General features: G+C 69.4%; 13 protein-coding genes and 1 pseudogene. 10 read left to right on the top strand and 4 right to left on the bottom strand.

Going from position 1 to position 12727, the window contains the following annotated elements; genetic code table 11:
• A partial coding sequence (locus EGM46_RS15050; protein WP_431194088.1) for a chromate transporter occupies positions 1-516 on the bottom strand: 516 nt, incomplete at its 3' end.
• Positions 517-524: 8 nt separating this feature from the next.
• A pseudogene (locus EGM46_RS15210) lies at positions 525-692 on the bottom strand (chromate transporter); the annotation flags it as partial.
• A 156-nt stretch (positions 693-848) separates the two neighbouring features.
• On the opposite strand from EGM46_RS15210, the gene EGM46_RS13845 reads away from it, so the two are divergent.
• Entirely contained in the window at positions 849-2357 is a 1509-nt protein-coding gene (locus EGM46_RS13845) for a SulP family inorganic anion transporter (protein ID WP_125100718.1), read from the top strand.
• A 1-nt stretch (position 2358) separates the two neighbouring features.
• On the opposite strand, the gene soxR is transcribed toward EGM46_RS13845, so the two are convergent.
• Positions 2359-2844, bottom strand: a complete 486-nt coding sequence (gene soxR / locus EGM46_RS13840) for a redox-sensitive transcriptional activator SoxR (protein WP_125100717.1) — start codon at positions 2842-2844, stop codon at positions 2359-2361.
• A gap of 78 nt (positions 2845-2922) precedes the next feature.
• Here soxR and fdxA point away from each other — a divergent pair, with 78 nt between their 5' ends.
• The 6 genes from fdxA to EGM46_RS13810 all read left to right on the top strand — a co-directional run bounded on the left by fdxA (position 2923) and on the right by EGM46_RS13810 (position 8581).
• Positions 2923-3249, top strand: coding sequence for a ferredoxin (gene fdxA, locus EGM46_RS13835; protein ID WP_125100716.1), 327 nt, complete (start codon positions 2923-2925; stop codon positions 3247-3249).
• Positions 3250-3270: 21 nt separating this feature from the next.
• Positions 3271-3822 (top strand): flavin reductase family protein, encoded by a 552-nt coding sequence (locus tag EGM46_RS13830; RefSeq protein ID WP_125100715.1) that lies wholly within the window; start codon positions 3271-3273, stop codon positions 3820-3822.
• A gap of 53 nt (positions 3823-3875) precedes the next feature.
• A complete protein-coding gene (locus EGM46_RS13825) occupies positions 3876-4508 on the top strand; it encodes a superoxide dismutase (RefSeq protein ID WP_125100714.1) in 633 nt (210 codons plus the stop codon).
• A 159-nt stretch (positions 4509-4667) separates the two neighbouring features.
• Positions 4668-5291, top strand: coding sequence for a phosphoribosylanthranilate isomerase (locus EGM46_RS13820; RefSeq protein WP_125100713.1), 624 nt, complete (start codon positions 4668-4670; stop codon positions 5289-5291).
• Between the two features lie 166 nt (positions 5292-5457).
• On the top strand, positions 5458-7452 hold the full coding sequence (locus EGM46_RS13815; RefSeq protein WP_125100712.1) for a BCCT family transporter: 1995 nt from the start codon (positions 5458-5460) through the stop codon (positions 7450-7452).
• A 97-nt stretch (positions 7453-7549) separates the two neighbouring features.
• Positions 7550-8581: a M23 family metallopeptidase gene (locus EGM46_RS13810; protein WP_125100711.1), complete on the top strand. Its 1032-nt coding sequence runs from the start codon at positions 7550-7552 to the stop codon at positions 8579-8581.
• Positions 8582-8725: 144 nt separating this feature from the next.
• Here the strand turns inward: EGM46_RS13810 and trpD are convergent, their stop codons facing one another.
• The gene (gene trpD / locus EGM46_RS13805; RefSeq protein WP_125100710.1) at positions 8726-9790 is read right to left on the bottom strand and encodes an anthranilate phosphoribosyltransferase; all 1065 of its coding nucleotides are present in this window, start codon (positions 9788-9790) and stop codon (positions 8726-8728) included.
• Positions 9791-10025: 235 nt separating this feature from the next.
• Here trpD and ctaE point away from each other — a divergent pair, with 235 nt between their 5' ends.
• The 3 genes from ctaE to qcrA are packed head-to-tail and all read left to right on the top strand — an operon-like array spanning position 10026 to position 12643.
• Entirely contained in the window at positions 10026-10655 is a 630-nt protein-coding gene (gene ctaE / locus EGM46_RS13800) for an aa3-type cytochrome oxidase subunit III (protein WP_125100709.1), read from the top strand.
• Positions 10656-10671: 16 nt separating this feature from the next.
• Entirely contained in the window at positions 10672-11481 is an 810-nt protein-coding gene (gene qcrC, locus EGM46_RS13795) for a cytochrome bc1 complex diheme cytochrome c subunit (RefSeq protein WP_125100708.1), read from the top strand.
• Positions 11482-11527: 46 nt separating this feature from the next.
• A complete protein-coding gene (gene qcrA, locus EGM46_RS13790) occupies positions 11528-12643 on the top strand; it encodes a cytochrome bc1 complex Rieske iron-sulfur subunit (RefSeq protein WP_125100707.1) in 1116 nt (371 codons plus the stop codon).
• Positions 12644-12727: the final 84 nt, after the last annotated feature.

The raw sequence follows: 12727 nt of genomic DNA, 5'->3' as shown, positions 1-12727 counted from the left end.
GCCTGCGCCCCACCTGGCGATCCCGGCGCCGACGCCGCAGAGGATCGCGAGCACCTGGCCTGGCGCGCCTGGCAGCAGCAGCGCGAGCGCGAGGGCGAGGAGCACGAGGGCGCGGCGCCACGCATCGGGTGCGAGCCCCGCAGCCATGCTCGCCACCGCGTGCGCGACGATGCCCACCGCGCCGGCCAGCACACCGAGCAGCGCGCCGCGTACGACCGGGAGCTCCGGCAGCACGGTCCCCGCGGCGGCGAGGGCGACGAGCAGCACGGCCGACGGGAGCGTGAACGCGAGCCAGGCGAGGGCGGCGCCGCGCGCGCCGGCGCGCTGAAGCCCGATCGCGATCCCGAGCTGGCTGGACGCCGGGCCGGNGACGGGAGCGTGAACGCGAGCCAGGCGAGGGCGGCGCCGCGCGCGCCGGCGCGCTGAAGCCCGATCGCGATCCCGAGCTGGCTGGACGCCGGGCCGGGAATGAACTGGCAGATCGCGAGGAGTTCGGCGTAGCCGGCGTCGGTGCACCAGCGCCTGCGCGTCACGAACTCGTCGCGGAAGTAGCCGAGGTGCGCGATCGGCCCGCCGAAGGAGGTGAGCCCGAGCCGCAGGAACGCGAGGAACACCTCGCCCGGCGAGCCGGCCGGCGCCGCATCGGGCACGGGCGGCCGCGACGGCTCGGGGGCGGGATCGGAGCTGGCCATCCAGCTAGCCTGGCGCGCGGCTCGCCGCCGTGCAAGTGAACAGTGGGCGACGCGGCGCGGCGCGGCCCCGGAGCGCCGCCTGGCCTTTGGCGGCGCGGCTCCGGTACGCTGCCCCTCTGCGCGTGTCTCCCGCGCAGCCACTCGAAAGGACCCGGCATGCCGAGCCACGCCGCGCAGTTCACTGCCCAGCGCCCTCTGAGCGTTCGCGCAGCGCTCCGCTCACCGCGCATCCTCACGCGGGAGGCCCTCGCCGGCCTCGTCGTCGCGCTCGCGCTGATCCCCGAGGCGATCGCGTTCTCCGTGATCGCGGGCGTGGATCCGCGGATGGGGCTGTTCTCCTCCTGCATCATGGCGGTCACGATCGCGTTCGTTGGCGGCCGCCCGGCGATGATCACGGCGGCGACGGGCGCCGTTGCGCTCGTGATCGCGCCTGTGATGCGCGATCACGGCATCGAGTACTTCGTCGCGACCGTGCTGCTCGCCGGGGTGCTGCAGATCGTGCTCGCGCTGCTCGGCGTCGCGAAGCTCATGCGGTTTATCCCGCGGAGTGTAATGGTCGGCTTCGTCAACGCGCTCGCGCTGCTCGTGCTCGGCGCGCAGCTGCCGCACCTGATCGGGGTGCCGGCTGCCGTCTACCCGCTCGTCGCAGGCGGGCTGCTCGTGCTCGCACTGCTGCCCCGCTTCACGCGCGCCGTGCCTGCGCCGCTCGTCGCGATCGTCCTCGTCACGCTGGCGGTCGTCTCGCTCGGGATCACGGTGCCGACCGTCGGCGATCAGGGCGAGCTGCCGAGCAGTCTGCCGGAGTTCTTCCTCCCGTCCGTGCCGCTGACCCTCGACACGCTCGCCATCATCGGCCCGGCCGCGCTCGGGATGGCGTGCGTCGGTCTACTGGAGTCACTCATGACCGCGCAGCTCGTCGACGAGATCACCGACACGCGCACGAGTCGCACCCGCGAGGCGTGGGGCCAGGGCGTGGCGAACCTGATGTCTGGTTGTTTCGGCGGGATGGGCGGCTGCGCGGTCGTCGGGCAGACGATGATGAATGTGAAGTCGTCGGGCGCCCGCACGCGCGTCTCGACGTTCCTCGCCGGCGTGTTCCTGCTGGTCCTCGTGCTCGTGCTCGGCGACGTGGTCGCGGCGATTCCGATGGCGGCGCTCGTCGCCGTGATGATCGCGGTCTCGGTGGCGACGTTCGACTGGCATTCGATCGCGCCGGCGACGCTGCGCCGGCTGCCGCGCAGCGAGTCGCTCGTCATGCTGGTGACGGTCGCCGCAGTACTCCTCACCCACAACCTCGCGATCGGGGTCGGCGCCGGGGTGATCGCCGCGTCGGTGCTGTTCGTGCGGCGCGTGTCGAGCGTCGTCGAGGTCACGCGCACGGTCTCGGGAGAGCCCGGCGAGGAGACCGCGCACTACGCGGTGCGCGGGGAGCTGTTCTTCGCGTCGAGCAACGACCTGACCACCCGATTCGCGTACGCGGAGGATCCGGCTCGCGTGGTCATCGACTTCAGCGCGGCCCACATGTGGGACGCCTCGACGGTCGCGGCCATCGATGCAATTGAGACCCGCTACGCGCGGCGCGGCGTGCACGTCACTCTGTTCGGCATGAACGCGCGCTCGCGCGCGCTGCATGGCAGACTGACCGGCACACTGGGCGGCGCCTGACTCAGACACGAATACGCAGGGCCCCGGCCCCGCTGTCGCCGAGCTCATCGTCGGGGTTCAGGAGTCGGCAGGCCTTCATCGAGAGGCAACCGCAGCCGATGCAGCCGGTGAGCTCGCGTTCCAGCTCCTCGATCCCCTGCCGCCGCTGCTCGAGGGTCTTCTTCCAGCGGCGAGAGGCGCGTTGCCAGTCCTCGTGACTCGGCGGGGTCTCGAGCGGCACATCGGCGAAGCTGTCCTGCACGTCCGAGAGCGGGATCCCCAACCGCTTCGCCACCGAGATGAGGGCGACGCGACGCAGCATGTACCGCGGGTAGCGCCGCTGGTTCCCCGCGGTGCGCCGCGAGGCGATGAGGCCGAGCTGCTCGTAGTAGTGCAGCGCGGACACCGCGACGCCGGTGCGGCGGCTCATGTCCCCGACCGTCAGCAGCTCCTCGGGCGCGTGCGACCCCGTGGAACGACGTTCGCTCTCCGCGGACTCTCCCGTCATCCCAGCCTCCCTCCTTGACCTCAAGCATACTTGAGGTTTTACTCTTGAGTCCATGTCGAAGCGAAACACCCTGCACGCATGACCTATGTGATCGCGCTGCCCTGCGTCGACCTGAAGGATCGCGCGTGCATTGATGAGTGTCCCGTTGACTGCATCTACGAGGGCGACCGCATGCTCTACATCCACCCGGATGAGTGCGTCGACTGCGGCGCGTGCGAGCCCGTCTGCCCCGTCGAGGCGATCTACTACGAGGACGATCTGCCCGGCGAGTGGTCGGACTACTACACGGCCAACGTCGAGTTCTTCGACGAGATCGGCTCCCCGGGCGGGGCAGCCAAGACGGGGCCGCTGAGCTTCGACCACCCCATCATCGCAGCGCTGCCGCCCCAGCCAGTCACCGCCTGAGCGCCGGAGAGGACCACACACATGGACACCGCACCACGCACCGAGGTGATCGGCACGCGCGAAGTAGCGGCGGATCTGGCCGACGGCCTGAAAGCCGCGTTCCGCACGCACCCCGCAGGGATCGCGCTGATCACCGCGGAGACCGCCGCGGGCCCCGTCGGCCTCACCGCATCGAGCGTCGCGTCGGTCGGCCTGGATCCCGCAGCGCTCGTGTTCTCGGTCACCCGCGCAACCGGCAGCGCCGGCGGCATCCTGGCGGCCCCAAGCTACGTGGTGCACCTGCTCGACGAGCCGCACGTCGCCATCGCGCAGGAGTTCGCGGTCAGCGGGGGCGAGCGCTTCACCGAGGCGCAGGGGTGGGAGACGCTCCCCACCGGCGAGCCGTTCCTCCCCGGCGTCCGCGCCGCACTGCGCTGCCACACGCTCCAGTCGACCGCCGTTGGCGCGTCGACGCTCGTGGTCGCCGAGGTGCTCGAGGTGCACCTCGGCACGCCGACCACCCCAGTGGTCTACCGCGATCGGGCCTTCCACCGGCTCGGCGCGGCGCTCGAGCCCGCCCAGCGCGGGCAGTGAGACAGCACTTCCCCAGTTCCGCAGCACGATCCGCATATCGAAAGGACCCGGCAATGACCGAGTACACCCTCCCCGACCTCCCCTACGACTACTCGGCGCTCGCGCCGCACATCTCGGGCCGCATCATGGAGCTGCACCACTCCAAGCACCACCAGGCGTACGTGACCGGGGCGAACACGGCGCTCGCCCAGCTCGCGGAAGCGCGCGAGAGCGGCTCGCTCGCGACGATCAACAAGCTCGAGAAGGATCTCGCGTTCAACCTCGGCGGCCACATCAACCACAGCGTGTTCTGGGAGAACATGTCGCCGAACGGCGGCGGGGATCCCACCGGCGAGCTCGCCGAGGCGATCGGCAGCCACTTCGGCTCGATCGAGGCGTTCCGCGCGCACTTCGAGGCGACCGCGATGGGCGTGCAGGGCTCCGGCTGGTCGGTGCTCGCGTGGGACTCGCTCGGCGCGCGACCCGTCATCTTCCAGCTCTTCGACCAGCAGGGCAACGCGCCGCTCGGCGTCACGCCGCTGCTGCAGCTCGACGTCTGGGAGCACGCGTACTACCTCGACTACCAGAACGTCCGCGCCGACTACGTGAAGGCGTTCTGGAACGTCGTGAACTGGGAAGATGTTGCCCGCCGCTTCACCGCGGCGCGCGAGCAGACCGCGGGGCTCATCACGGCCGCGAGCCGATAGCCGCGCTGCGCGCGCGTGTCGGGGGCGGCACGAGCGCGGCCGGGCCCGGGGCGACACGATGTCGCCCCGGGCCCGGCGCAGTGTGCGCGGCGATGCGCAGTACACTGGGCGATCGTGGCCAGATCGCTGGCCAGCACCACCCGATCGCCGAGGAGCGCCATGTACGTGAAGATCTGCGGCCTCCGCGAGCCGGAGCACGCCGAGCTCTCCGTGCGCTCCGGCGCCGACGCGGTCGGCGTCGTGATGAGCGAGGGGACCTCCCGGCATGCGAGCGACGCGGAGGCTGGCGCGGTCGTTGCCGCGGCGCGCGCGGCAGGCACGGCCGAGCGGCGGCGGATCGACACGGTGCTCGTCGTGAACCGCATGTCTGCCGCCGACGCGGCGACCCGCGCACGCGAGCTCGGCTTCGACGTCGTGCAGCTGCACGGACACTACACGCTGGCGGACATCGCCGCGGCCGCAGAGATTCTCCCGCGCGTTTGGCGCGCAGCATCACTCGCCCACTTCCCCGAGCTACGTGCCGGCGAGTTCGGTGAGGAGCGCTTGCTGGTGGACGGGGCGGTGCCCGGATCGGGTGAGACCTGGGATCTGTCGCGGCTCGATCCCGCGCGGCTCGGCACCGACTGGCTGCTCGCCGGCGGGCTGAGCCCCACGAACGTGGCGGCCGCGATCCGCATCGCGCGCCCCGGCGGCGTCGACGTGTCGAGCGGCGTCGAGGTCGCGCCCGGCCGCAAGGATCCCGAGCTCATCAGGCAGTTCATTGCCGCGGCGCGCCAGGCGTAGATCACAAACAGGTAACGACAGAAACTCCAGCTCCGAGCCGGTTTCGCCGGCGATCCTTCGCGCGCTCGCCACGAAATCCCTGGTCAGGGGCACTCAGCCGTCGCTAGCGTAGAGCCGTGGCCGCCACCCGGCCGTCGTTCACCGCACCACCCGGAGGCTGAGAATCATGCCGAAGTCGAACCCGCAGGGGAAGCGGACCATCAAGATCACGGTTCCCACACCTCCCCCGCTGCCGCACCCGGGCCTCCTGCCCGGCATCGGGGTCGAGCAGACCGGCATGCGGTTCCCCACCAACTGGATCGTGCTGGTCGTGACGCTCAGCCTCACCGTCGGAGTGATCGCGTGGGCCTTCATCGCCCCCGACGCGCTCGCCGAGGTCGGGAAGGTGTCCCTCGCCTGGGTCACGGCGAACTTCAGCTGGCTCTTCGGCGCGCTCGCGATCACGGTCGCGCTCTTCATGCTGGTGGTCGGCTACGGCCGCACCGGCGGCATCCGGCTCGGCGCCGACGACGAGCAGCCCGAGTTCAGCACCCCATCCTGGATCTCCATGCTGTTCGCAGCCGGCCTCGGCATCGGCCTACTGTTCTACGGTCCGCTCGAGCCGCTCACCTACTTCCTGAGCCCTCCGCCCGGCGTCACCGAGGCCGCCGGCACCGCCGACGCCGCCCTCCCCGCGCTCGCGCAGACGATCCTGCACTGGGGGCCGATCGCCTGGGCGTTCTACGCGCTCGTCGGCGGCGCCATCGCCTACAGCGCGTACCGGCGCGGCCGGGCACCGCTCATCTCCGCGCTCTTCGAGCCCGTGTTCCCCGGCGCATCGCACCGCGCGCTCGGCCGCACCATCGACATCTTCGCCATCATCGTGACGCTCTTCGGCACCGCGGTCTCGCTCGGGATCGGGGCGCTGCAGATCGAGAGCGGTTTCCGCATGGTCACCGGCATCGGCCCGCTCGGCAACACCTTCCTCGTCGGCGCGATCGCGATCCTCACCTCGCTCTTCATCGCGTCAGCGGTGTCGGGGGTGAAGCGCGGAATCCGGCGCCTCTCGAACCTCAACATGGTGCTCACCGGCAGCCTCGGCCTCTTCGTGCTCGTCGCCGGCCCCACCGTGTTCCTGCTGAACTTCTTCCCGTCCTCGCTCGTCGAGTTCTTCGAGCAGCTCGGCCTCATGCTGGCGCGCAACCCGAACCAGGGCGGCGACACCGCGACGTTTCTCTCCTCGTGGACCACCTACTACTGGGCCTGGTGGGTGTCGTGGACGCCGTTCGTCGGCATGTTCATCGCGAAGATCTCGCGCGGGCGAACGCTCCGCGAGTTCGTCACCACCGTGGTGCTCGTGCCGTCGGCGATCGTGATCGCGTGGTTCGTCGTCTACGGCGGCACCGCGATCTACATGAGCCTGAACGGGGTCAACCTGCAGACCGGGGACTCAGGCGAGGAGGTGCTCTTCCATCTCCTCCAGCGCCTCCCCCTCGGCATGCTCACCTCGGTGATCGCCATGATCGCGGTCGTCGTGTTCTTCGTCACCGCGGCCGACTCAGCCTCCATCGTGATGGCATCGATGTCGCAGGGCGGGCGACCCGAGCCCTCGCGCTGGGTGACGATCCTGTGGGGCCTGCTGCTCAGCCTCATCGCGATCTCGCTGCTGCTCGCCGGCGGCAGGAACACCCTCGGCGGCCTGCAGTCCCTCATGGTGGTCTCGGCGCTGCCGTTCGCGCTCGTGGTCATCGGCATCATGTTCGCCTGGGCGAAAGACCTCCGCACCGACCCCTACATCATTCGCAGGAAGTACGCGCAGGCGGCCATCGCGCAGGGCGTGCGCCGCGGCATCGACGAGTACGGCGACGACTTCGTGTTCGGCACGAGCGAGGTGCCGGCCGACGAGGGCGCTGGCGCCGGCTTCGACAGCACCGACCCGGTGCTCACCGAGTGGTACGTCGACGCGACCACCGGCCCGATCCAGCAGGTCACCCCCGAGGACGTGCGGCGCACCCTCGAGCCGGGCCGCATCCAGGAGAAGGGGCCGGATCGCCCCGAGCACACCGCGTCGGGCGACGCCTCACTCACCGTCGGCGAGAAGCCGCACGTCGCGCCAGCCGATGGGCAGGATTCCAATGCGAAGGGCACAGAGAAGCCCCGCTCAGAGCCCGAAGATCTGTGAGCAAGCGGCAAAAACTGGAGTTTCGCGTCGCGCGACTGTAACCTGTTCGTTATCTTCGCCGCGCGCTCGCGTGCGGTACCGCCAACCGAAAGTCCGAATGCTCGACTCATCACCCTCCGCGTCACGCCCCTTCCCGAGCCGCCGCGCGCTGCGCGAAGCGGCCGCACGAAGCGCGGCGCAGACCGAGCAGCGGGCGACCGACGAGCTGGCGCAGGACCCCGAGCTGATCGCCGAGCGCGAGCCCGAGGCTGAGTCCGAGCGCGTCAGCGATCCAGCGCTGGGTGCTGAGCCTGAGCCCGAGCGCGTCAGCGATCCCGAGCTGAGTACCGCGCCGCAGGATGATGTCCTGGCCGGCGGATATGTGCGCGTGCCGCTCCCCGAGCGCGATCTCGCCACCGGCGCCGACAGCGCAGCGCCCGCCCCGCAGCCGCGTCGTCCACTGCGCCGCCGCATCGCCGCGGCCGCCGCGGCCGCGAGCGTCGGCGGGCTCGTACTGTCCGCCGCGGTGCCACTCACCCAAGCCGCCGAGGAAGAGGTCGCCGCCGCCGCGTCCCAGCAGCGCCTCTTCTCCGAGGTGTCGGCCGACGACATCCCGGCCTCGCTCGCGGAGATCAGCGCCGTCGACGTGGACGAGGCGATCGCCGGCACGTACACCTACCGCGCACGCGCACTCGTGAACTACCCGTTCCAGCAGTCGGTGCTGCTCACCGACCCCTTCGGCTACCGCACCGCGCCGGTGGAGCAGTTCCATGACGCGCAGGACTTCGGGGCCGCGGCGGGCACGCCGATCTACGCGATCGCCGACGGCACGGTGCTCGAGGCCGGTTTCGCGAGCGACGGCTGCGGCTTCGGCCTCAAGCTCGAGCACGACATCGACGGCAAGGAGGTGACGAGCCGGTACTGCCACATGCAGGACGCCTCGCACTCGTACGCCGTTGGCGATGAGGTCCTGATGGGCGACCCGGTCGGCCGGGTCGGGGCGACCGGGCTCGCCTTCGGTGCTCACCTGCACATGGCGCTCCGCGTGAACGACGAGCCGACCGACCCGATGCCCTTCCTCGCGAAGTACAGCCGCGTGGACCGCACCGCCGAGAACACAACCCCAGGCAAGGCGAGCGAGACCTCCTAGCTTGGGCCAAGCCCTGGGCCTTGGCCCCAAGCCCTGCTTCTTTCATTGAGAAGTGGCAAACCGACGCTTCGCGGCACTGAAGCGTCGGTTTGCCACTCTTCGATGGGGGCTCCCTGGGGAGGGGGCGAGGGAGAGGGATACTCGCTAGCTTGTGTGGGGCTCGCTCGTCGCGCGCGCCCAGTCCGCGAGCTTCGCGGCCGCGCGACCCGAGTCGATCGCGTCCTCAGCCACCTTGAGCTTCTCGCTCAGGCGCTCGAGCAGGGCGCGCTCCACCGACTCCGGGCGGCTCGCGAGATCGTACGCAACGAGGCCAGCCGCGGCGTTGAGCAGCACAATATCGCGCACCGGACCACGCTCCCCCTGCAGCACACGGTGCACAACGGCAGCATTCTCCTGCGGGGTACCGCCGACGAGATCCTGAATCTGCGCGCGCGGGAGCCCCAGATCGCGCGGGTCGATGTCGTGCTCGGTGAGGCCGCCGCGGCTGACCTCCCACAGGCGCGAGTGGCCGGTGGTGGTGAGCTCGTCGAGCCCATCGTCCCCGCGGAACACGAGCGCCGAGGCCCCGCGAAGCCGGAACACGCCAACGAAGATGGGCACCCGGTCGATGTCGGCAACACCAACGGCCGAGGCCTCCGGCCGCACCGGGTTGCAGAGCGGACCAAGGAAGTTGAACACGGTAGGAATACCGAGGTCGGCTCGCGCCGGCGCAACGTGGCGGAAGCCGGGGAGGAACCGTGCGGCGTGCACGAACGCGATCCCGACCTCCGAGAACGCCCGGGTCACGCCGGCCGCGTCGAGCTCCAGGTCGATCCCCAGCGCGCTCAGCACGTCGGAGGATCCCGACTGGCTGCTCGCGGCGCGATTGCCGTGCTTCACCACGGGGGCGCCCGCGGCCGCAGCGGTGATCGACGCCATCGTCGAGATGTTCACCGTGCCGAAGCGATCGCCGCCGGTCCCGACGATGTCGAGCGACATCGCGGGGAGGTCGAGCGGAAGCGCTTCGGACAGGATCGCGTCGCGGAACCCGATGACCTCGTCGACCGTGACGCCCTTCGAGCGGAGCGCGACCAGGAACGCGCCGATCTGCGCGCCGCTCGCCGCCCCGGTCATGAAGTTCGCCATGGCCCATTCAGCTTGGGAAACGCTGAGATCCTCGCCGTCGAGCAGCGTCGTGAGCACGGTGGGCCAGGTGCGTTCGTCGATCATTCCGTCATCCTATCGAGGCGACGCGCCAGCCCACGACACGCAGGCGGGGCGCGCGCCACTCACTGAAACACGCCAAATCTCGCGGAGATACTCACGGATCGCCCGCGCGATGTCCACAATCACCTCGCCGAAGCGGTAGGCTTGTCAGGAATCTCGCAGAAAGTTCGGCGCGCCGGTCACGAGTGAAAACGCACACCAAACTTTCAGCCATAATGGAGGGGTGACAACGACCACTATGAATACCAAGTCAGCCGTGCCTTCGGTGAAGCGACCGAATCTCGTCGCCGTCGGCACGATCGTGTGGCTCGGCAGCGAGGTCATGTTCTTCGCGGGCCTGTTCGCGATTTACTTCACGCTGCGCGCTATGAACCCCGAGCTGTGGGTGGAGCAGACCGCCAAGCACAACTTTGTCTTCGCCCTGGTGAACACGCTGATTCTGGTTGCGTCATCCTTCACCGCTCAGGCCGGTGTGTTCGCCGCAGAGCGCGGCCAGCCGCGCGCAACGGGTAAGAGCCCGTCGCAGTGGGGCACCGTTGAGTGGTTCTTCCTGACCTTCTTCATGGGCGCGATCTTCGTCGCAGGTCAGACCTGGGAGTACGCCACCTTCGTGTCCGAGGGCATCACCCTCGCGTCCGATCCGTACGGCTCGGCCTTCTACCTCACCACTGGCTTCCACGGCATCCACGTGTCGCTCGGCCTCGTCGCCTTCCTGCTCGTGATCGGCCGCATCTACGCGGTCAAGAACTTCACGCACAAGGAAGAGACCACGGCGGTCGTCGTGTCCTACTACTGGCACTTCGTCGACATCGTCTGGATCATCCTGTTCATCGTCATCTACGTCCTGCCACTCGTGCAGGGCTACTAAGGGGAGGCCAGAACTCATGGCTCGCGCCAAGAACAACGTCCGCAAGTCCGGACGCCGACACCCGCTCGCGACCGCTGCGCTCGTCGCGGTCGGCCTGCTCGTGACCGGAGCTGCGTACGCTGGCTTCAGCCAGACCTCCGCCACCGCTGAGATCGACCTCAACTCCCCCGCAACCATCGAGGCGGGCGAGAAGCTGTTCGGCGCGAACTGTGCCACCTGCCACGGCGCTGCCGCGCAGGGCACGCCTGACGGGCCCTCCCTCGTCGGCGTCGGTGCAGCTTCGGTCAACTTCCAGGTCGGCACCGGCCGCATGCCGCTCGCCTTCCAGGGCCCCCAGGGCATGGTGAAGCCGAAGCAGTTCTCCGAGGAGCAGACCCTGCAGATGGCCGCATACGTTGCCTCGCTCGCACCGGGACCGGCTCTCCCCGAGACCCAGTACCTGCAGGCCGACAGCGACGCCGAGGGCATCGCAAAGGGTGGCGAGCTCTTCCGCATCAACTGCGCAATGTGCCACAACGTTTCGGCTGCCGGCGGCGCGCTGACCCAGGGCAAGTTCGCCCCCAAGCTCACGGGTGTCGCTCCCACGCACATCTACGAGGCCATGGTCACCGGCCCGCAGAACATGCCCGTCTTCAGCGATGCGAACATCACGCCGCAGCAGAAGGCCGACATCATCTCGTACCTCAAGTACATCGAGGAGAAGCCCGCAATCGGCGGCCTCACCCTTGGGTCGATCGGCCCCGTGGCTGAGGGTCTCTTCATCTGGGTGATCGGACTGGGCGCCATCATCGGCCTCACCGTCTGGGTCACCGCGAAGTCGAACTAAGTTCGACGACGCAACGAGTTTCATGAGTCAGGAGTCAAGGAGCAACATGGCAGAGGAAGCGAAGAACAACGGCGGCACCGGCGCCGTTGTCGCAGCCCAGGGCCACGGCTCGGCCGATGGCGCGGCGGGAACCGCAGTCATCTCGTCGGACGCCGTGCAGAATCCCGGCCTTCCGCCGCACCGCAAGCGCGTCACGGATCTGGATCCGCGGAAGGAGAAGGGTGCGGAGCGCACGGTCTACACCCTCTTCTACCTCTCCATCGCAGGAAGCCTGGGCGCGGTCCTCGCGTACATGTTCCTCCCGATCGAGACCGGCGATCCCATGGCCATCCGCGTGCACACGCTGGTCGTCGGCCTCGGCATGGCACTCGCCATGCTCGCCATCGGCATCGGTGCGGTGCACTGGGGCAAGGCCCTCATGGCCGATCACGAGTCGATCGACTACCGTCACCCGGTGCCGAGCGACACGGAGACCCGCGAGGCCTCGGCCGAGATCTTCAAGCTCGCGAACGAGGAGTCGGGCTTCTCGCGCCGCTCGCTCGTGCGCAACAGCCTGATCGGCGCGCTGATCGCGTTCCCGCTCCCCGGCATCACCCTGCTGCGCGGACTCGCCCCGCAGGATCGCGATCCCGTAGAGCTGCTCCGTCACACGATGTGGGACAAGGGCATCCGTCTGGCCCGCGACCCCTCCGGTGTTCCGATCAAGGCGAGCGACGTCACCATCGGCTCGGCCTTCCACGTGATCCCCGAGACGCTCACCCACGAGGAGTTCGCGAAGCTCAGCCTGGACGAGCGCGGCGGCAGCGAGACGCTGCTCGACGCGAAGGCCAAGGCCATCGTGCTCCTCATGCGTCTGGATCAGAGCGAGCTCAAGGAGCTCCCCGAGCGCGAGAGCTGGTCGTACGACGGCATCGTCGCGTACTCGAAGGTCTGCACCCACGTCGGTTGCCCCGTCGCGCTGTACGAGCAGCACACGCACCACCTGCTGTGCCCCTGCCACCAGTCGCAGTTCGACGTGTCCGAGCACGCGAAGGTCGTCTTCGGTCCCGCGAAGCGTCCCCTGCCGCAGCTCCCGATCACGGTTGACGATGAGGGCTACCTCGTCGCGCAGAGCGATTTCCATGAACCTGTCGGCCCGAGCTACTGGGAGCGTCTCAAGTGAGCAGCACCGTAACCGAATCGCCCGCGCAGAACGGCTCCAGCCGTTTCACGTCCGCGGCCGCGAACTACATCGATGAGCGCACCA

It is taken from the genome of Leucobacter chromiireducens, from assembly GCF_003917135.1.
Lineage (GTDB): Bacteria > Actinomycetota > Actinomycetes > Actinomycetales > Microbacteriaceae > Leucobacter > Leucobacter chromiireducens_A.
Note: the sequence above shows the minus strand (reverse complement) of the source record. Positions and strands in the feature narration are given on the sequence as shown.